Here is a 19,915-nt window from a genome sequence, read left to right as displayed (position 1 = left end):
CTATTGCAAACATGTTGTTCCGCGTGGATCCCACCTCCACGGTCTCGCTCGCCGAGCAGATCGCGGTGCAGGTGCGCTCCGGCATCGCGACGGGCGCGCTGGCACCGGGGGAGCGCCTCCCGCCCGCCCGCGACCTCGCCCGCGCACTGCAGATCAACATGCACACGGTCCTCCGCGCCTACGGAGAGCTCCGCGACGACGGACTCATCGGGATGCGACAGGGCCGCGGCGCGTGGGTGAACGAGGATGCAGCACCGGGCCTCGTCCGGGTCAACGAACTCGTCGCCCAACTCGTCACCGAGGCGCGCAAGTTCGGGATCACCCCGAACGACCTCAGCCGGATGATCGAACGCACCTGACGATCCCCGACGTCACCGCACGACCACGTCGATCGGCGACACCGACGATCAGACCACCTCAGCAGCTCAGGGGGAGCACATGCACGACACCACCACATCGCCACCGGCGGCACCAGCGCGCGGACGAATCGTCCTGGCCGGCCTCGCCATGGCCGTCCCGGCGATCGCGATCGCACTCACGCAGCTCGTCTGGGGCGATGCGATCCCGGCCGACGTCGCCTCGCACTGGTCGGGCGTCGGGGCGCCGGACGACTCCATGCCCGCCGCGCGCGTCTTCCTCGTGACGCTGATCATCGCATCCGTCGCCGCTGTCGCAGCCGTCATCCTGCTCGCCCTCCCGCGGCCCGGCATGCGGACCAAGCGCATGATCATCCTCTTCATCGGTATCGCCGCCGGGTCGGCCGCCTCCGTCTGGGTCATCCCGACGTGGCTCACGTTGCAGGCCGGCTCGGTCGACGGTGCCGTCCTCGGGTGGTGGGTCGTCCCCCTCGCCGCGTGCTCGCTCTGGGGCGTGATCCCCGCCATGATCCTGCCGGCTCAGCCGCTGCTCGCCGGGGCAGCCGCTCGGCCCGCGCCGATGGACCTCGGCGAGACCGAGGTCGGTGCCTGGAGTCGGAGCGTCACGGCCCTGCTGTTCCTCTGGCTCACCCTCGCACTCGTCGCGATCGGCGCCGTCGCCTACACGCCGATCCTGCTGCGCGGCGAGTCGGGTGTCGCGATGTTCGGTCTGTCGATCCTCGCCGTCGCGACCCTCCTGTGTGCTTCGTTCATCCGCCTCCGGATCAGCGTCGACTGGCGCGGCCTCCGCGTCGTCTCGCTCTTCGGCATCCCCATGAAGCGCATCCCCCTCGACCAGGTCGACGTCGTCGAGGCCACCGACATCCGCCCGATGGACTGGGGCGGCTGGGGCTACCGGATCATGCCCGGTCGCTCGGCCGTCGTGCTGCGCTCCGGGCCCGGACTCGTCGTCACGAGCACCTCCGGCAAGCAGTTCGCGATCACGATCGACGACCCTGAGGAACCCGCCGCACTCCTGCAGACGCTCGTCGCCCGAGCCGGATCGCGCGCCTGACGTTGCACCGCGTGACGGACCGGACGTCGAACCTGTCGTGAAGCCGTACGGTGAATCCATGAGCGAAGCACCCCCGGCCACGGAGCCGACCACGACCGCACTGCCCTCGACCACGATCGGCGCGGGCGACACCGCCGCGGAGGTCGGCGCCATCGGGTACGGTGCGATGTCCATCGCCGGTACCTACGGGGCGATCGCCGACGCCGAGGTCACCACCATCCTCGACGCCACCCTGGCGAGCGGCGTGAACCTCATCGACACCGCGAACGTCTACGGCGAGGGCCGGAGCGAGGAGCTCCTCGGCCAGTACCTGACCGGGCGCCGTGACGACGTCTTCCTCGCGTCCAAGGTCGGCATCGTCACCGGTGGCGGCATCGGCAAGCGAGGGATCCGCGGCGACCGTGCTCACCTCCACGAGCAGATCGACGGGACGCTCACCCGCCTCGGCACGGACCACCTCGACCTCTACTACCAGCACCGCGTCGACCCGAACGTACCGATCGAGGAGACGGTGGGGGCGCTCGCCGAGCTCGTGACCGCCGGTAAGGTCCTCCGCATCGGTCTGTCCGAAGCGACGGGCGACGAACTCCGCCGCGCGCACGCCGTGCACCCGATCGCCGCGATCCAGTCGGAATGGAGCATCGTCAGCCGTGACATCGAGACCTACGTGGTCCCGACGGCGGCGGAGCTCGGCGTGACGGTCGTCGCGTTCTCGCCGCTGTCGCGCGGACTCTTCACCGAGGACTTCACAGCCGAGACGGTGCCGCTCGGTGGGACGCGAGCGAGCTTCCCGCGCTTCCAGCCCGAGCACCTCGCGGCGAACCTCGAACTCGCGGCACGCTTCCGGAGCCTCGCCCGCCGCATCGGGACGACCGCGGAGGCGCTCGCGCTCGCCTGGGTGCACGACCGCGGGCAGCAGCTCGGCGCACGGGTCGTCTCGATCCCCGGCACCAGGAGTGTCGCGCACCTGCACGCGAACCTCGAGGCGTTCCGGGTGGAGCTGACGGACGAGATCCGGTCCGAGATCGACACCTACGCCGACCAGGTGAGCGGTCCACGGGCCGCCGACCCGAACTGGGTGTCGGGCGGCCGCGAGGGGCTCATCTGACGCCGTCGTATGGACCGGCTCCGCTGCGTCAGCGCGGTGCGCTGACGTGAGCGCGGGTCTATGACGCCAGCGCGGGTCTCCGGAGGGGCGCGCTCACGGCTGTGGGGCGCGGCCACGCCGATTCGAGCGCGCTCGCGTCAGCGCACCGCGCCGGCCGCGGCGCGCACCGGCGTGGAGGTTCAGGTGTTATCCGTGCCATTGACTAACATGTGGGAATGACGTCACCCGGGGGACCGACCGCGCTCGACGCGCCCACACCGACGGCGAACGGCGGGGGCCGATCGCGTCGCGAGAAGCGGACGCGGATGCCCACGATGGCCGATGTCGCCGCGATAGCCGGCGTCTCCCCGCAGACCGTCTCCCGCGTGCTCCGCGGCCTCGACAACGTGACCGAGGTCACCCGCCTCCAGGTCGAGGCGGCCGTCCAGCAGACGGGCTACCGGCGCACCGGGCTCGCTCGCGCGCTCGTCACCGGCCGCAGCCGCACCATCGGGGTCCTCACCCACGAGACCGACTACTACGCCCGCTCCTCCATGATGCTCGGCATCCAGCGGGCGACGCACCAGCACGACTACTTCGTGAGCGCCGCCGGCACGACGTCGCTGTCCGCCGCGTCCATCACCGACGCCATCGACCGGCTCCGCAACCAGGGTGTCGACGGCCTCGTCATCGCCGTCCCGATCTGGGACGAGGTCTCCCTGCTCCGGGTCACGGCCGACCTGCCGACCGTGGTGATCGACGGCCTCGAGTCCTTCGCCGACGAGATCGTGCGGGTGGACCAGGAGGCCGCTGGCCGCATGGCGACGGAGCACCTGCTCGACCTCGGACACGAGACCGTCTGGCACCTGAGCGGGCCGACGGCCTGGAAGGACGCGGGAGGCCGGACGACCGGCTGGCAGGCGGCGTTGCGCGACCGTGGCATCGACGAACCGCCTGTGCTCTACGGGGACTGGAGCCCGGAGTCCGGCTATCGCAACGGTCTGCTGCTCGGGCGAATGCCCGACGTGACGGCGATCTTCGTCTCGAGTGACGAGATGGCGTTCGGCGTCCTGCGTGCCCTGGACGAACTCGGTCGGAGTGTACCCGGCGACGTCTCGGTGATCGGCATGGACGACATCGCGCTGGCGCGATACGCCTCACCGCCGCTGACGACCATCCGGCAACCATTCAGCGAGATGGGTCGTGTGGCGGTCGAGCATCTGCTCACGCTCATCGAGGAGCCGGCCGCGGAGCGGGAGACGGTGGTCATGCTGCCCGAGCTGATCGTGCGCGAGAGCACCGCGGCACCGACGACACGCGCGTAGCCCGCACGGCGCAGCTCAGAACTCCTCGACGTACTCCTCGGTCGGTCCGAGTTCCGGACGGTCGACGAACTCGACGGTCGATCCGGCCTCGTGGAGCTCGAGGACGACGATACGGTTCGTGCCCGACCGCAGGAGGGGCCCCGGCACGTAGAGCGTCTGCTGCGGGCCGATGTTCCAGTAGCGGCCGAGGAGCGCCCCGTTGACCCAGACGAAGCCCTTCGTGGAGCCGGGCAGTCGGAGGTGCGTGTCGAGCGGCTCGTCGACGACGAAGGTCGCGCTCGACAGGCCGCCCCCACCGCTCGCGGCGGTCGTCGGGTCGACGGTCCGGTCGACGACCGCTCGGAGATGGAGCGGGTCCAGCTGGTCGAGGGCCACCGGTCGCGCCCGCCAGCCGTGCACGAGCCGGCGTTCGACGAGGACGGGCCCCAGCAGGCCCTTTTCGGCGCCCAGCTGCGGACCGTAGTTCACGCGGCCGAGGTTCTCGACGACCACGGTCAGCTTCGACACCAGGCCGGAACCGGTCACGGTGACCGTGCCCGAGCCGGTGATCGTGGCCTGGAACGCCCCGTCGAGGAAGACGAGGGCGCGGTCTGCGACGCCGTCGAACACGAGGTCGACCGGGCGATCGGGAAGCAGAGCATCCGCCTCGTAGAAGACGAGACCGCCGTCGACGCCGAGGTCCTCGAACGACGGCGGCGCGGACGACCGCGGGCTCACGGGGTCGCCGAGCTCAGCGAGTGCGTCCAGGAGCCCGACGCCGCGCTGGAGGGGCACGCTGCCCTCCGGCAAGAACCGCACCTCGGGGGATCGCAGCGGTTCGTCTGCGACGCCGAGGACCTCCCGCAGGGCGAAGAACTTGTCCGTGAACCGGCCGTCCTCGGCGATCGGCGCGTCGGAGTCGTAGCTCGTGATGGTCGGACGCAGTTCGCCCTCGACGATGTTGGCTCCGGACCAGAGCCCGAAGTTCGTGCCGCCGTGCGCCATGTAGATGCTGATGCTCCCGCCGTCGGCCAGGATGTCGCGGGCCACCGTTGCGGCGTTCCGCGCGTCCCGCACGTGGTGCGGCTGCCCCCAGTGGTCGAACCACCCGTTCCAGAACTCGGCGACGAAGAACGGCTCGTCCGGGCGCCGACTCCGCAGGAGGGCGCGCGCCTCGTCCGGCTTCGAGCCGAGGGTCGCCGCCATCATGATCCCGGGGATGGAACCGCCGTCGATCATCACGTCGGTGGGCCCGTCCGCGGTGTACAGCAGTTCCTGCACGCCGAGGCGACGCAGCAGCGCGGCGAGCCACCCGGGGTGCTCTGCGTCGTCGCCGTAGCTGCCGTACTCGTTCTCGACCTGCACGGCGACGACCGGGCCGCCGTGGACCGCCTGGTACGGCGTGAGCCGGGGGATGAGCTCCTCGAACCACGTCTCGACCGGCCGCTGGTATCCGGGGTCCGAGCTGCGGAGCGCGATGTCGCGGGCGGTGAGCCAAGCGGGCAGGCCGCCGTTCGACCACTCCGCACAGATGTACGGGCCCGGTCGCAGCAGGACGTCGAGCCCCAGATCGGCCGCCGTCTCCATGAACCGGCCGACGTCACGCCAACCGGAGAAGCTCGGTGCCGCGTCCGCGCGTGGCTGGTGGAAGTTCCACGGGATGTAGGTGTCGATCGAGTTGAGCCCGAGGTCGACGAAGCGCAGCATCCGATCGCGCCACTGCTCCGGCACGACGCGGAAGTAGTGCAGCGATCCGGACCGCACGGAGTGCGGCGCCCCATCGCGGAGGAGCCGGCCGTCCCGCCAGTGCAGTGCGGCCGGAGCCCGCCGCACGGTGTCGTCGATCACGAGTGGAACGGCTGGACCGACGGTGTCGGCGAACTTCGTCATGGTGCGGTCGTCTCCTCGGATCGGCGTACGGACTTCCACTATGGGCCATGCATGTTATGGATGCCAAGCCTTTACTTGGCTCAATTCAGCCGATTTGTAACGCTTTCGAGTCATCGATTGTTATCCGTAGCATTTTCTGCCAGCATGACTGCCAAGCACCGCCGACCCCGCTCCACTCCCACGGAAAGGCCGCACCGATGACCAGCACCGACGCTCCCGCCCACGGCCTCCGTGGTGCGATCTCACGTGGTCGGCACCGCTCGCGGCTGCTGCTCGCCGCCGGAGCCCTGGTGCTCACGGGAACCGTCGTCGTCGGTGTCGCCGTCAGCGGCGCGGGTGCGGCACCCGCCGAGCTGGGGACCATCGACGGAGCCTCGGTCACCCGCGACGAGCTGCTCTTCCACATGGAGCGCGTCCGACCCGCCATCGAGAACGAGGTCCTCGTCGAGACCGGATCCGCTTCCGTCGACTGGGAAGCACCGCTCGGCGACGCGACCGCCATCGATCGACTCCGGACGGCGGCCCTCGACGAGCTCGCGGCCGACCGCGTGGTGCTCGACCTCGGGCACGAGCGCGGACTCGTCCCGTTCTCGGACTTCGCCGGATTCGAACAGGCCCTCGCCGACACCAACACCGCCCGCGCGGCGCAGCTCGACGAAGGCGAGGTCGTCTACGGACTCACCTCCTTCCGCGCACAGGAGTTCTACGGCCGGACGATCGCCGATCTCCGCACCAGGCTCGTCTCTGCACTGAGCTCGGGCTCGGATCCGGTCATCGACGTCTCCGACGAGGAGGTCCGGGACGCCTTCGACGCGCACGCCGAGGACTGGACCCTCAACGCCTCCACCTACCAGCTCACCCGGATCGCGGTGCCGCTCGCCTCGACCACCGCCGAGCAGTTCGCGGCACGACTCGCCGCGGAGGGCGTCGACGCCGTCTCAGGCACCGACCCGGACACCACCGTCTCCGCGTCCACCCTCGACGGCGCGACCGGTCTCCTCGACGGCGGCTCCCGCACACCCGACCCGCGCCTCGTCGCCGAGGTCGCGACCCTGCCTGCCGGTGCGCTCAGCTCGCCCGTGGTGGAGCTGGGTGAGCACGTCGTCTACCGCGTGGACGCCGTCACCGTCGACCAGGACGCCGCCTTCACCGCCTATGCCGACCGGATCCGAGCCCAGCTCGAGAGCACCGCCCTCGACGCGCTCATCGCCGAACGCGTCGCGGCCCAAGTACGCCAGATGAACAGCAACGCCCTGCACCAACTCACGATGGAGGACACGCACTGATGAACACCGCCACCCCCGCGGCGATCCCGGGACCCCGACGCAGACGTCGGAACCGGTCAGCCCAGCACCCCGCCCTCCGAGGACTCGCCGTCCTCGGGCTCTCCGCCCTCTTCGCCACGGCCTTCGCTCCGGCGGCGTCCGCGGCACCGACCACCGCGGGGACCGCCGTCCAGGCGGCGGCCGCGCCGACAGGCTGGGCCGGTGACACCCCGAACACGACGGGTGGCACGGACTACTTCGTCGACGCCACCGCCGGGGACGACACGGCCACCGGCACGTCGGCGGCCACCGCCTGGAAGAGCTTCACCCCGGTCAACGCGAAGACCTTCGCGCCGGGCGACCGCGTGCTGCTGAAGGCCGGCGAGACCTGGTCGAACACCTCCCTGTGGCCGAAGGGTTCGGGCACCGAGACCGCGCCCATCGTCATCGACGCGTACGGTGACGCCGGTGCGCGCCGTCCCTACATCGCGACGAACGGACAGGTCCCCAGCCCCTTCACGAGTCCCGGTGTCAAGAACCCCGAGACCGTCGGACTGACCGGCGCGGTGATCCTCCGCAACCAGCAGTACGTCCACATCGCGAACCTCGAGGTGTCGAACGACGACGACTTCGCCACCGACATCACCACGGGCAGCTACGTCCGCGACGGCATCTCCGTCTCGATCAACGCCGACAAGCTCGAGGCCGGCGCCGACTCGATCATGCGCGGGATCTCGATATCGAACGTCTTCGCCCACGACATCGACGGCCCGAGCTCCTGGCAGAAGATCCACTACGCCGGGGTCAACTTCCAGGTGTTCGGTTCGCAGCAGTACACGGCGTACCCGACGGGTGGCCACCACTTCGAGGACATCAGCATCCAGGACAACACCTTCGAGAAGGTCGAGCTGCACGCGGTGCAGTTCGCGTTCAACTGGTTCGGCGACCAGCAGGGCCAGACGGACGCCTCCGGCAAGTACCACGAGGGTTGGGAACAGCTCTGGGTCCGCGACCGCGACCTCTACAGCCGCGACGTGACGATCAGTCACAACTACGCCGAGAGCACCGGCCAGGGTCCGTTCCAGTTCGCGAACACCCAGCGCCTGACCGCCGAGTACAACGAGGCCAACGGCTGGCTCGAGCGCTACAACCAGGTCTCCGCAGGCCTCTACCTGTGGGCCGGCGCCGACAGCGTGATGCGCTTCAACGAGATCTACGGCGGCCCCGCCAACGAGTACGACGCGACCCCGTGGGACCTCGAGTTCACCAACTTCAACGTCGCCTACGAGCACAACTACTCGCACGACAACCAGGGCGGCTGGATGTCCTACATGGGCAACAGCTCCAACTCGATAGCCCGCTACAACCTCAGCGTCAACGACAACGGTGTGATCTTCAAGAACATGCTGTCGTCGAACTACTCGCCCACGTACATCCTCAACAACGTCTTCGTCTACGACGGCGCGGAGCTCGAGAGCTTCCACGACGAGGTGCTGAAGGACCGCGTCTACTTCGCGAACAACATCTTCTACAACACCTCGACGACCACCTCCACGAACTGGGCACGGAAGGCCGGCGGCCTCGACAAGGGCGTGTTCTCGAACAACGCCTACTTCGAGGCGAGCGGGGCGCAGTCGGCCAACCAGCCGGTGGACAAGCGTGCCGTCGTCGGCGACCCGCAGTTCGTCGGGAACCCCGCCGACTACGCCAAGGACGCCGGCGTCGACGCCATCCGCGACTCCGCGTCCCTGTTCAAGCTGCAGGAGACCTCGCCGCTGATCGATGCCGGCCGGTACAACGAGCGCATCGGCTCGGACGACTTCTTCGGCACCGAGCTCTACTACGGTGACGGCGTCGACATCGGGCTGTACGAGGCCGCGGTCGGGACGAAGGTCGAGAACCCGGTCGACACTGACCCGATCGAGAACGAGGGCGTGGACACGCGCGTCGACCTCGCCAAGGGCAAGCCGATCGTCGCCAGCAGCACGCACCCGCACAACGACTTCGAGTTCAACGCGGGCAAGCTCGTCGACGGCGACCCGGCGACGCGCTGGGCCGGTGCCGACGACGCCACCTATCCGCTGACGATCGACATCGACTTCGGTGCCGACACGACCTTCGACGAGGTCGACCTCTCGGAGTTCACCGACTCGGGCACCGATCCTCGCGTCAACGCCTTCTCCCTGCAGCGATGGGACGCGGCGGCCGGGGCCTGGGTGACGTTCTCCTCCCAGACCGGGATCGGCGCGAGCAAGGTCGTGAAGGACTTCGAATCCGTCACCAGCTCCAAGCTCCGGGTGTCGCTCGAGAGTCTCCTGCCAGGCCAGATCTACGCGCCGACCCTGACCACCATCAGCGTCTTCAACAGTGCGGTAGCCGCAACCGACCCCACGGTGACCCCGACGGCAGCGGTCATGGACAAGAACGCCGCGATGGCCGAGGACCCCGACAACCTGCCCACGTTCACGGTCGACCTCGACGGTGACACGCTCACCGGTCTCCGGTACGTCCAGCCCTCCGGCGCCATCGTCGGCAGCCTCGACAGTGCCGACTACATCCGCACCGACACCGCGGAGGGCGCGACGATCACCCTCACGAACGCGTTCGCCGCCGACAAGGAGCTCGGTACCTCCGGGGTCGTCTTCGAGTTCGGCTCGAACGCGACCAAGCGGGTCACGGTCGAGATCGTCGACACGACCGAACTCGCGGCGTCGATCGGCACGGCGAAGGCCCTCCTCGCCCCGACGCCGGCCGCGGCTCAGTCGGCGCGCGCCGCTGCTCCGGCGGCGGACGGTGCCGAGACGTTGACCGCGGCGGTCGCCTCGGCCGAGGCGGTCCTGGCCCTCGTCAACCGCGACACCGTCGCGACCGGCAACACCGCCGTGACGAACGCCGACGTGCAAGCTGCGGTCGTCGCGCTGAACGCCGCGATCGAGGCCTTCGAGCCCGGTGGCGGCACCCCGGTCACGCCGGGTGGACCGGGTACGCCCGGCACGCCCAGCGCAGGAAGCCCCGGTACCGGTGGATCTGGCGCCACCGGTACCGGTTCCAACGGCGGTTCGCTTGCGAGCACCGGAGTCGACGGCCTCGTGCCGGCAGGTGCGGGGATCCTCCTCCTGCTGGCCGGAGCAGCAGCACTCACCCTGCGGGCCCGTCGCGCATCGGCCATGAACCGATGACGGACCGCAGCACCCTCGCCCATCCCCGCACCACAACACACCCCCACCACCCCCTGCACCACCCACCAGCACTGGGAAGGACCCTTGTCATGAAGCGCACCAGAACCCTCGGCGTCATCGCCGCCGTCGCGACGGTCGGCATGCTCGCCGGCTGTGCGGGCAACTCCGGGACGGGCGGCGACGACGCCGACACCCTGAAGATCGCCGCATTCGAAGGCGGCTACGGCGCCGAGATGTACAAGGAGGTGGTCGCGGCCTACGAGAAGCTCAACCCCGACGTGAAGATCGAGCTCACCACGAGCAAGACCCTCGCCGACGAACTCACCCCGCAGGTCGCGGCCGGTGACTACCCGGACCTCGTCTTCCTCGGCCTCGGTGCGAAGGAGGGCTTCACCGAGTCCTTCGTCCGCGACAACAACCTGGAAGACCTCACCGGTGTCCTCGACGAGAAGATCCCCGGCGAGGACGTCACGGTCGGCGACAAGCTGACCCCCGGCATCGTCGGCAACCTCAACACCAATCCCTACGGCGACGACAAGGTCTACCTGATGCCGATGTACGCGTCGCCGACCGGCCTCGTGTACAACCAGAAACTGTTCGCCGACAACGGATGGACCGTCCCCACCACCTGGGACGAGATGTTCGAGCTCGGCGACACCGCGAAGGCCGAGGGCATCTCGCTGTTCACCTACCCGACGGCGGGCTACCTCGACTCCTACTTCTTCTCGCTGCTGTCGGCAGTGGGCGGACCGGAGTTCCTGAACGACGTCCTCACCTACAAGCAGGACGTGTGGAAGACGGATGAGGCCACCGAGGCGCTCGAGCTCACGACGAAGCTCCTCAGCTACGCGGCCCCGACCACGGTCGGCTACGCGAACGGGCAGGACTTCACGAAGAACCAGCAGACCATCCTCGACGGCACGACGCTCTTCATGCCGAACGGCTCCTGGATCGCGAACGAGATGAAGGAGGCCCCGCGCACCGACGGGTTCCAGTGGGGGCTCACCCCGGTCCCCGCTCCCGAGGCCGACGGCACGCGCTACCTGACGACGTTCGTCGAGTCGGCGTGGGTCCCGAAGGAGGCGGCGCACAAGGACGCGGCGAAGGACTTCATCGCGTACCTGTACTCGGACGAGGCCGCAGACATCTTCGCGAAGGCGAACGCCATCCAGCCGATCCAGGGGCTCCCTGAGCGCCTGACCGGTGAGGCGAAGGACTTCTACGCCGTCTACAGTGAGCCCGGCGTCGAGGCCGTCGTCGGTGCCTTCGCCGCGACCAAGCCGGTCCCCGGCGTCGACCTGAAGGCCACGCTCTTCGACGCGGCCAACAGCGTCCTCTCCGGCACCATGACCCTCGAGGACTGGCAGAACCAGGTCAACGAGGCGAGCAACAAGCTCACCGACCAGCTCGCGGGCTGATCCGAACCGGTGCGCCCGTCCGATCCCCTGGTCGGACGGGCGCACCACCCTCCTCGCAGAAAGGACGCGCTGTGGCCAGACGCCCCGTCTCCCTCAACACCCGTGGGAAGAACCGCTTCGTGCTGCTGTGCGTCGCGCCCGCGATCATCCTCTACGTGCTCTTCATGGTCGTCCCGACCTTCGACGTCTTCCGGATGTCGCTCTACAACTGGACCGGCGTCGGCGGCACCCCCACGTTCGCCGGCTTCGACAACTTCATCGCCCTCGCCGGTGACATGCAGTTCGTCCGGGCGTTCCAGAACACCGTCTTCCTGCTCGTCGTCGTCTCCATCGTGACGATGGCCGGCGGGCTCGTCCTCGCCGGGGTCATGACCCAGGGCAAGGTGCGGGCGAGCAACCTGTACCGGTTCGTCCTCTACCTGCCGAGCGTGCTGTCCATCGTCGTCGTCGCAGCGATCTTCTCCGCGGTGTACGACCAGCAGAACGGTCTCATCAACGGTTCGTTGAACTTCCTCGGCCTCGGTTCGTTGTCGCAGGTCTGGCTCGGCGACCAGAAGATCATCATGTACAGCATCGCCTTCGCGATGGTCTGGCAGTCCCTCGGCTACTACCTCGTGCTCTACATGTCGGGCATGTCGAACATCCCGGCCGAGATCTACGAGGCCTCCGCGCTCGACGGTGCCGGCCCGTTCCGGCAGTTCTTCGACATCACGCTGCCGCTCGTCTGGGAGACGCTCCGCACGTCCCTCATCTTCTTCATCATCAGCTCGATCAACCTCGCGTTCGTGCTCGTCCGGGCACTCACCGGCGGCGGTCCGGACGGCGCCTCCGAGGTCCTCCTCGACTACATGTACAAGCAGGCGTACACGAACTCGAGTTACGGCTACGGCATGGCCATCGGGACAGCGATCTTCCTGTTCTCATTCCTCGCGGCGCTCATCATCAGCCGCGCGACCAAGCGAGAGGTCCTCCAATTCTGATGACCACGACCACCTCAGCCCCAGTCCCCCCGATCGTCACGCCGCCGTCCTCGTCGGTCCCGCCTGGTCCGACCTCCCGTCAGCGCGTCCGTCGTCGTCGGCCGGTGTCGTGGATCTCGAACCTCGTCCTGATCCTCATCTCGCTCATGATCCTGGTGCCCGTGCTCTGGGTCGTCATGGCATCGGTCAAGACCAAGGGCGAGTTCTACGGCAACCCCTGGGCGCTCCCGGAGGGCCTGCACTGGCAGAACTTCGTCGACGCGTTCGTCGCCGCCAACATGGGCCCGTATCTGCTCAACTCCCTGCTCGTCACGGTCGTCGGCCTCTGCTTCGTGCTGATCATCGCCGTGCCGGCCGCCTATGCGCTGGCGCGGTTCGAGTTCCGCGGCAAGTCGATCCTCGAGACACTGCTGCTCGCCGGTCTGTTCATCAACGTGAACTACATCGTCATCCCGATCTTCCTCATGCTGCTCGGGTGGGACAAGGCCCTGCGGACCTTCATGCCGAGCGGCTTCTTCATCGACAACCTGTTCGTGCTGGGGCTCGTCTACGCGGCGACGTCGCTGCCGTTCACGATCTACCTGCTGCTCGCCTACTTCCGCACCATCCCGGTGTCCTATGAGGAGGCCGCCACGCTCGACGGTGCGTCCCGGTTCCGCACGATGCGGACGGTCATGCTGCCCATGGCGATGCCGGCGATCAGCACGGCGATCCTGTTCAACTTCCTGAGCTACTGGAACGACTACATCATCTCCCTGTCGCTCATCCCGGGCGAGAACAAGACGCTGCAGGTGGGACTGCTCAACCTGTTCCAGGCACAGCGTGCGGCAGCCGACTACGGGCGGTTGTACGCGGGCATGGTGATCGTCATCATCCCGGTCGTGATCCTCTACATCATCATCCAGAAACGCTTGTTGCAGAACGTCGGAGCCGGAGGGCTGAAGGAATGACCAAGGAACGTGTGGGAGCCGTCGTCGCGGCGGTCGTCTTCGTGATCTGCGTCGCAGCGGTGATCATCGCCAACCAGTCCGTCGGGTGGCTGAACCTCGGGGTGATGCTCCTCGGACTCGCCGGGTTGATCACGCTGCTCGCCCTCTACAACCGGAAGTTCCGATGAGCGGCGGCTCGGCGGAGACGGTCGCTGCGCGGTTGGCGGAAGCGGTCGCCGTCGTGCCGTCGCCCCGGCAGCTCGCGTGGCAGCGGATGGAGTTCTACGGCTTCATCCACTTCGGGGTCAACACCATGACCGATCGGGAGTGGGGCGACGGCACCGAGTCGCCCGCCGTGTTCGACCCGGCTGGCGTCGATGCGGCGCAGTGGGTCGCGGCGGCGAAGAGCGCCGGCATGCGCGGGCTCATCCTCACCTGCAAGCATCACGACGGCTTCGCGCTGTGGCCGACGGCCGTCAGCGACCACTCGGTGGCGTCGAGTCCGTGGCGGGACGGTGGAGGCGACCTCGTCGCAGAGGTCGCGGAAGCGTGTCGCGCGGCGGGGCTGGCGTTCGGCGTCTATCTGTCGCCGTGGGACCGCGCCGAGCCGAGCTACGGCTCGGGTGACGCGTACGACGACTTCTTCGTCGCGCAGCTGACCGAGCTCCTCACCGGATACGGCGAGCTGTTCTCGGTCTGGTTCGACGGCGCGAACGGTGAAGGGCCGAACGGCAGGAAGCAGCTGTACGACTGGGACCGCTACTACGCGGTCGTGCGCGAGCTGCAGCCGAACGCGGCGATCAGCGTGTGCGGGCCGGACGTGCGCTGGTGCGGGAACGAGGCCGGGTCCACGCGGGCTGACGAGTGGAGTGTGGTCCCTGCGTCGCTGCGAGATGCCGAGCGCACCGCGGACCGCTCGCAGCAGGTCGACGACGGGCTGTTCTCCCGGGCCGTCCAGTCCGACGAGGACGACCTCGGTAGCCGCGCTGCGATCCTCGCGACCAGGGAGCCGCTCGTCTGGTACCCGGCGGAGGTCAACACCTCGATCCGTCCGGGGTGGTTCCATCACCCCTCCGAGGACGGGGTGGTCCGCTCGGCCGAGGAACTCTTCGACATCTACGAGCGCAGTGTCGGGGGGAACGCGACGTTCCTGCTCAACCTGCCGCCCACCAGGGAGGGCTTGATCGCGGATCCCGACCTCGAGAGCCTTGCCGGTCTCGGCCGACTCATCGACGACCTGGAACGGCTCGATGTCGCCGGCTCAGCCCTGCTCACGATGTCGAGCGCGCCCGTGCCGGCCGCGTCGATCACGGGGACCGGGTCACAGTCGGACCCGGTGACGTGGCGTCCGGCCGACGACGATCCGCTGCCGACCCTGCGGCTCCGCTGGGATCGACCCCAGCTGGTGTCCGGAGTGAGCGTGCGCGAGGCGATCGCGCACGGTCAAGTGATCGAGGGGGTCGAGGTCTCGGTGGTGGACGCCGCCGGTGTGCCGCGGGTGCTCGCTTCGGCAGCGACGGTGGGTGCTCAGCGGATCCTCCGGTTCGAAACCGTCGAGACGACCGAGCTGCGTGTGACGATCACCGCATCGCGAGCCCAGCCGCAGCTTGCGCGGCTTGCGGTCTTCACGAGCTCCTGACGATCTCCTCCGGTGCGGGTGTGAGGTCAGCAGCCGATGGCGGGTGTGCCGGGTCGGCAGGGTTTGTCGACGCCGATGGTGGAGTTGCGGACGATCTGGACCGTGTGGGGTTCTTCGGTCGGGATCGGCAGGGTCCCGATGACGGGGAGCCAGCCGCTGTCGCCGATGCGGTACTCGGCGGCGTACTCGACCTCGACGGTGATGGTCTTGGTTCCGACCGTCGTGTAGCGGTGACTGGTGGGGGTCTTGGAGAACTCCGCGAGCCCGAGAGCAGCCCACGAGGATCCACCGGTCCGGGTGGTGGTCGTGTCGCCGTCGCCGTAGTCGAAGGTGAAACCGACGGGGATGAAGTGCACCTCCGCGACCTGACCGAGGAGCGTGCCGGTGCGGGTGTGTCCGGAAGCACCTGCGATGACGTTCGTGTGGAGCCCACGGACACCCCAGGTGGCGGGTTCGGTGGCGACGGTCGGTGCGGCGGGGGCGAAGCTGGCGACGTCGCGGATCGTGACGGGCTGCGCGGCGGGTGCTGCTCCGAGGTCGGTGCCGAGGTCGCCGGGCGTGAAGGTGTAGCACTCGTCCGGCCGCATGAGGCTGCAGACCGTCCGCTCACCGTTGGGCCCGTCGGTCACCCCGGGTGGCAACTCGGCCGAACCGCCGCCGCCCCCTCCGCCCGTCCCGCCGCCGGAGCCACCGCCGGTGCCAGGGCGTTCGACGCTGCCACCGATGTCGATAGACCCATTGCCGACACAAGCGCCTTCCAACTGGCCCTCCGAACCGCATGAGGTGGCGAACGCGGCGCTTGCGGGTGCGAGCGTGATCGCGACGAGTAGGGCCGTCGCGGTCGCCAACGCGCATCTCAGATTTCGCATGACTCTCCTTCGGCGTCTACGTCGTGGTCGAGAAGGACGAAGCCCGCCTGCCCCGCGCCACCGACACCTACGTCGTAAGCCCATGTGCGGGTCCGCGGGCGGTCTGGTCTCACCGTCGAGTTGCCCGCAGCGTCAAGGACATCGACTGAGCTGAGATCAATGCAAGACTTCGCCTTCGCAACGACACCGAGGGAGTCTGGGGAGGAGTACCACTCCGAGATGCGGGTCGAGACGAGTGTCGGTGCACCCACAAGAGTCTTTCCCGCAGTAGCGAGTTCGATGAGGCTGCCGTGCTCGAACTCAGCCAACTCGTCTCCGACGATGACGTCGATTCGCTCAACCTCGACGCCCCCTTCGATGAGGATCGTGTTCGAGATCCGCATGAACTCCTGATACGTCTCCGTCACCGCGGCCAGGGCCTGTTCCTCGTTCTCGAAGACCGGTGGAGTGCTCCTCGGAGGGGGAGCCGGCTCGGCTTCAGTGCACGCGGTGAGGGCGAGGAGTCCCATCGTGAGAGCGAGAGCGGAGGTGGTTCGAGGCAGGGAGGTCGTTGACATTCCTCGACGCTACGGCCGGTCGAGGAGGCCCCTCGGGCTATCCACAGAGCAGATATGCCTAAACCGACATATGTCGCGAATGAGGCCTTCGCGTCAGCGCGGTGCGCTGACGTGAGCGCACCCCGGGGGACGTGAGCGCGGGTCTCCGGAGGGGCGCGCCCACGTCGGTGACCCGCGCTCGCGTCAGCGCACCGCGCTGGCGTGGGGCCCAGGCCGAGGCGCCGCGGTCAGGAGCGGCCGAGCCACCAGGCGGGGGAGGCGGCGATGACCGTGCGGGCCGCCGCGTCGATGTCGTCGAGGTCTCCGGATCGCAGCCACTCCTCGATCGCTGCGACCGTGCCGGCACCGGCGTAGGCCACCAGCATCCGAACGTGTCGCTCGGGCGTGATGCCGTCCTCGCGGGGTGGCGCGATGTGCGGGTGTCGGTCGAGGTGGTGCGCGAGCGCCTGCTCGATCCGTTCGGTGAGAGCATCGCGCAGGGGTCCGATGAGCCGGGGGTGCATGGCGTTGCGGTAGATCGTCGCGTGCTCGGCGACGTGACGCAGGAGGTCGCGCTCGGACTCGTCGAAGACGCTCAGCGTCGAGTCGCTGTGCGCCGGAAGATCGGCGTGCGCGCGGAGCGTCTCATCCAGTTCCTCGCCGAGCACGTCGGCGAGCAGGTGGACGGGCGTCGCGGCGTGACGGTAGAAGGTGTCGCGGGTGATCCCCGCCACCCGGGACACCTCCGCCACGGTCACCTGATCGATGCGCTTCGCCGCCGCAAGGGTGTGGATCGCGTCGCGGAGGGCACTGCGGGTTCGTGCCTGACGAGGGTCCATGCGTTCACTCTAGTGAGGCCCGCCTGGGCGGCTCGTGCCGCAAGTTGCACCCCGGCTCGGAGAGTGCAATACTGCACTTCGTGATGCAGAGTGCAACTTCGACGAATCGGCTGTCCGACCGGATGGCCGCCACCGCTGCGCGGCTGACGACCGTGTCGCGTCGGCTCACGGCCACCCAGGGGCTCAGCGGCTTCACGATCGAGGAACTCTGCGAGGAGGTCGGCGTCTCGCGTCGCACCTTCTTCAACTACTTCCCGAGCAAGGAGGACGCCGTCCTCGGCGTCGACGAGACCGAGGAGACCGAGCGGTTCGCCACCGAGTTCCTCGCCCTCGGCTCGCGGGGGTGGCGCGCCGTGCTCGACGACTTCATGCTCATCGCGGCCGGTCATGCGGAGCGATCCGGGTTCGGTCTGGCCGAGCACGTCGACTTCCACGCCGCCCTCGAGCGCGAACCCAAGCTGCTGGTCCGCTTCATGGGCCTCAACCGTGAGCGGGAGCAACTGCTCGTCGAGCTCATCGCCACGCGGGAAGGCGTCCCGGCAGACGACCCGCGTGCCCGCGCCTGCGCCGACCTCTTCGGGATGGCGATCAAGACCACGATGGCGCGCGTCTTCGGCAGCGGCGTCGCCGAGCTCGGCCAGAGCGGCGAGTTCGACATCGTCGGCTCCATCCGCGACTGCCTGGCGACCTATCGCACCATCCTCGAGCCCGACGACCCCGACGCTGGACCTCCCGCCGCCGCGCCCCAGAACCCCCACACGAACCCCACTCCCCGAAAGGACCTCCAGTGACCGCCGCCACCGCCGCACCCACCGAGGGCCCGATGCTGCTCACCAAGCGCCGCATCTGGATCATCTTCGCCGCCCTCATCGCGGGCATGCTGCTCTCCAGCCTCGACCAGACGATCGTCTCCACCGCCATGCCGACGATCGTCGGACAGCTGGGCGGCGTCGACCACCAGGTCTGGCTCACCACCGCCTACCTCCTGGCGACCACCATCGTCATGCCCGTGTACGGCAAGTTCGGTGACGTCCTCGGCCGTCGTCGGCTCTTCCTCGTCGCGATCGCCCTGTTCACGATCGCCTCCGTCGGCTGTGCGTTCGCGGGCGACTTCACGCAGCTCATCGTCTGGCGTGCCGTCCAGGGCCTCGGTGGCGGTGGCCTCATGATCCTGTCGCAGGCGATCATCGCCGACATCGTGCCCGCCTCCGAGCGCGGCAAGTACCTCGGCCCGCTCGGCGCGGTGTTCGGTCTCTCCGCTGTCGGTGGACCGCTTCTCGGTGGCTTCTTCGTCGACCACCTGACCTGGCAGTGGGCGTTCTACATCAACATCCCGGTGGGCATCGCGGCCTTCGCGATCGCGTTCTTCACGCTGAAGCTGCCGAACAAGAAGGCGACCGCGCCGATCGACCTCCTCGGCGTGATCTTCCTCTCGGCGTTCACCACCTGCCTCATCTTCTTCACCGACTTCGGTGGCGACGCCGCGCACGGTTGGGGTGCCATCGAGACCTGGATGTTCGGCATCGGCATGCTGCTCGCCGCGCTGCTCTTCGTCATCACCGAGGCTCGCGCCAAGGACCCGATCATCCCGCTGTCGCTGTTCAAGAACCCGACGTTCATCAACGCGACCGCGATCGGCCTCACCCTCGGGCTCGGCATGTTCTCGGCGATCGGCTTCGTGCCGACCTTCCTCCAGATGTCGTCCGGCACCTCGGCAGCCGCATCGGGCCTCCTCATGATCCCGATGATGGTCGGCCTCATCGGTACCTCGATCGTCTCGGGGAACCTGATCACCAGGACCGGTCGCTACCGGATGTTCCCGGTCATCGGCACGCTCATCACCGCCGCCTCCATGGTCGCGTTCACGACGCTCACGGCGGACACCCCGATCTGGCTGATCTGCGTCTTCCTGTTCTTCTTCGGCGCCGGTCTCGGCCTGATCATGCAGGTCGTCGTGCTCGTCGCCCAGAACTCAGTGGACGCGTCGATGGTCGGAACCGCGACCAGCACGAACAACTACTTCCGCGAGGTCGGTGCGTCGCTCGGTGTCGCCGTGTTCGGCACGATCTTCACCACGCGGCTCACCGCGAACCTCAAGGACGTCTTCGCGAGTTCGGGAGCCAGCGCTGGGGACGCCTCCAACGCGGCGGCGACGATCGACCCGCAGACGCTCAGCCAGCTCCCGCCAGGCATCCGCGACGGTGTGGTCACCGCCTACGCCGACGCTCTGGCTCCGGTGTTCTGGTACCTGTTGCCGTTCATCGGCGCGGCCTTCCTGCTGTCGTTGTTCCTCAAGCAGATCCCGCTGTCCGACGTCGCCGGGCTGGTCGCCCGTGGTGAGGCCGTCGGTGGAGACGAGGCCGAGTCGCTCGAGGCTGCGGCGCGCGGCAAGGTGCCTGCCTCGACCAGCGGGGCGCCCTCGCTCGACAGGACTTCGGGTGGCGACGGCGTCGGGCCGGACGCCGATCGCGAGCAGTCGCCGCGGTAGGCCTCAGCGCCACCTGACGCCGGCCCCGGGACGCTTCGTCCCGGGGCCGGCGTCGTCATGC

Annotated in this window: 17 protein-coding genes; 13 read left to right on the top strand and 4 right to left on the bottom strand. The window is 68.6% G+C overall.

From position 1 onward, the window contains the following. Positions 1-11 precede the first annotated feature (11 nt). The 4 genes from BWO91_RS16685 (at position 12) to BWO91_RS16670 (ending at position 3,843) form a co-directional block, all read left to right on the top strand. On the top strand, positions 12-359 hold the full coding sequence (locus tag BWO91_RS16685; RefSeq protein ID WP_079003354.1) for a GntR family transcriptional regulator: 348 nt from the start codon (positions 12-14) through the stop codon (positions 357-359). A gap of 79 nt (positions 360-438) precedes the next feature. Continuing rightward, a complete protein-coding gene (locus BWO91_RS16680; RefSeq protein ID WP_079003353.1) occupies positions 439-1,431 on the top strand; it encodes a hypothetical protein in 993 nt (330 codons plus the stop codon). Between the two features lie 58 nt (positions 1,432-1,489). After that, complete coding sequence (locus BWO91_RS16675; RefSeq protein WP_079004036.1) at positions 1,490-2,539, top strand: aldo/keto reductase; 1,050 nt, start codon at positions 1,490-1,492, stop codon at positions 2,537-2,539. 215 nt (positions 2,540-2,754) lie between these two features. After that, on the top strand, positions 2,755-3,843 hold the full coding sequence (locus BWO91_RS16670) for a LacI family DNA-binding transcriptional regulator (RefSeq protein WP_231884424.1): 1,089 nt from the start codon (positions 2,755-2,757) through the stop codon (positions 3,841-3,843). Between the two features lie 15 nt (positions 3,844-3,858). Here the strand turns inward: BWO91_RS16670 and BWO91_RS16665 are convergent, their stop codons facing one another. After that, complete coding sequence (locus BWO91_RS16665) at positions 3,859-5,712, bottom strand: glycoside hydrolase family 35 protein (protein ID WP_079003352.1); 1,854 nt, start codon at positions 5,710-5,712, stop codon at positions 3,859-3,861. Between the two features lie 197 nt (positions 5,713-5,909). On the opposite strand from BWO91_RS16665, the gene BWO91_RS16660 reads away from it, so the two are divergent. The 7 genes from BWO91_RS16660 to BWO91_RS16635 all read left to right on the top strand — a co-directional run bounded on the left by BWO91_RS16660 (position 5,910) and on the right by BWO91_RS16635 (position 15,122). Beyond that, positions 5,910-6,998, top strand: a complete 1,089-nt coding sequence (locus tag BWO91_RS16660) for a peptidyl-prolyl cis-trans isomerase (protein ID WP_079003351.1) — start codon at positions 5,910-5,912, stop codon at positions 6,996-6,998. Beyond that, a complete protein-coding gene (locus BWO91_RS16655) occupies positions 6,998-10,156 on the top strand; it encodes a discoidin domain-containing protein (RefSeq protein ID WP_079003350.1) in 3,159 nt (1,052 codons plus the stop codon). The genes BWO91_RS16660 and BWO91_RS16655 overlap by 1 nt, the downstream gene beginning before the upstream one ends. Before the next feature lie 89 nt (positions 10,157-10,245). Continuing rightward, positions 10,246-11,574: a carbohydrate ABC transporter substrate-binding protein gene (locus tag BWO91_RS16650; RefSeq protein WP_079003349.1), complete on the top strand. Its 1,329-nt coding sequence runs from the start codon at positions 10,246-10,248 to the stop codon at positions 11,572-11,574. A 71-nt stretch (positions 11,575-11,645) separates the two neighbouring features. Then, positions 11,646-12,554 carry a carbohydrate ABC transporter permease gene (locus tag BWO91_RS16645; RefSeq protein ID WP_231884403.1) on the top strand — a complete coding sequence of 303 codons (909 nt, stop codon included), beginning with the start codon at positions 11,646-11,648 and terminating at the stop codon, positions 12,552-12,554. Next, positions 12,554-13,504 (top strand): carbohydrate ABC transporter permease, encoded by a 951-nt coding sequence (locus tag BWO91_RS16640; RefSeq protein WP_079003348.1) that lies wholly within the window; start codon positions 12,554-12,556, stop codon positions 13,502-13,504. Before BWO91_RS16645 ends, BWO91_RS16640 begins: the two co-directional genes overlap by 1 nt. Next, the gene (locus BWO91_RS19965) at positions 13,501-13,671 is read left to right on the top strand and encodes a DUF6903 family protein (RefSeq protein ID WP_167620520.1); all 171 of its coding nucleotides are present in this window, start codon (positions 13,501-13,503) and stop codon (positions 13,669-13,671) included. The genes BWO91_RS16640 and BWO91_RS19965 overlap by 4 nt, the downstream gene beginning before the upstream one ends. Then, entirely contained in the window at positions 13,668-15,122 is a 1,455-nt protein-coding gene (locus tag BWO91_RS16635) for an alpha-L-fucosidase (protein ID WP_079003347.1), read from the top strand. The genes BWO91_RS19965 and BWO91_RS16635 overlap by 4 nt, the downstream gene beginning before the upstream one ends. A gap of 26 nt (positions 15,123-15,148) precedes the next feature. Here the strand turns inward: BWO91_RS16635 and BWO91_RS16630 are convergent, their stop codons facing one another. The 3 genes from BWO91_RS16630 to BWO91_RS16615 all read right to left on the bottom strand — a co-directional run bounded on the left by BWO91_RS16630 (position 15,149) and on the right by BWO91_RS16615 (position 17,366). Further along, complete coding sequence (locus BWO91_RS16630) at positions 15,149-15,991, bottom strand: hypothetical protein (protein WP_153303523.1); 843 nt, start codon at positions 15,989-15,991, stop codon at positions 15,149-15,151. Next, positions 15,979-16,548, bottom strand: coding sequence for a hypothetical protein (locus BWO91_RS19795; RefSeq protein ID WP_153303522.1), 570 nt, complete (start codon positions 16,546-16,548; stop codon positions 15,979-15,981). The genes BWO91_RS16630 and BWO91_RS19795 overlap by 13 nt, the downstream gene beginning before the upstream one ends. 227 nt (positions 16,549-16,775) lie before the next feature. Continuing rightward, the gene (locus tag BWO91_RS16615) at positions 16,776-17,366 is read right to left on the bottom strand and encodes a TetR/AcrR family transcriptional regulator (RefSeq protein WP_079003343.1); all 591 of its coding nucleotides are present in this window, start codon (positions 17,364-17,366) and stop codon (positions 16,776-16,778) included. Between the two features lie 83 nt (positions 17,367-17,449). On the opposite strand from BWO91_RS16615, the gene BWO91_RS16610 reads away from it, so the two are divergent. Together BWO91_RS16610 and BWO91_RS16605 are read left to right on the top strand one after the other, a co-directional pair. Further along, on the top strand, positions 17,450-18,157 hold the full coding sequence (locus BWO91_RS16610; protein WP_079003342.1) for a TetR/AcrR family transcriptional regulator: 708 nt from the start codon (positions 17,450-17,452) through the stop codon (positions 18,155-18,157). Between the two features lie 32 nt (positions 18,158-18,189). After that, on the top strand, positions 18,190-19,854 hold the full coding sequence (locus tag BWO91_RS16605; protein ID WP_079004033.1) for an MDR family MFS transporter: 1,665 nt from the start codon (positions 18,190-18,192) through the stop codon (positions 19,852-19,854). Positions 19,855-19,915 lie beyond the last annotated feature (61 nt).

The sequence above is a fragment of the Plantibacter flavus genome, from assembly GCF_002024505.1.
In the GTDB taxonomy this organism is placed as follows: domain Bacteria; phylum Actinomycetota; class Actinomycetes; order Actinomycetales; family Microbacteriaceae; genus Plantibacter; species Plantibacter flavus_A.
The sequence above is the reverse complement of the archived record's forward strand: the minus strand, read 5'-3'. Positions and strand labels throughout refer to the sequence as shown.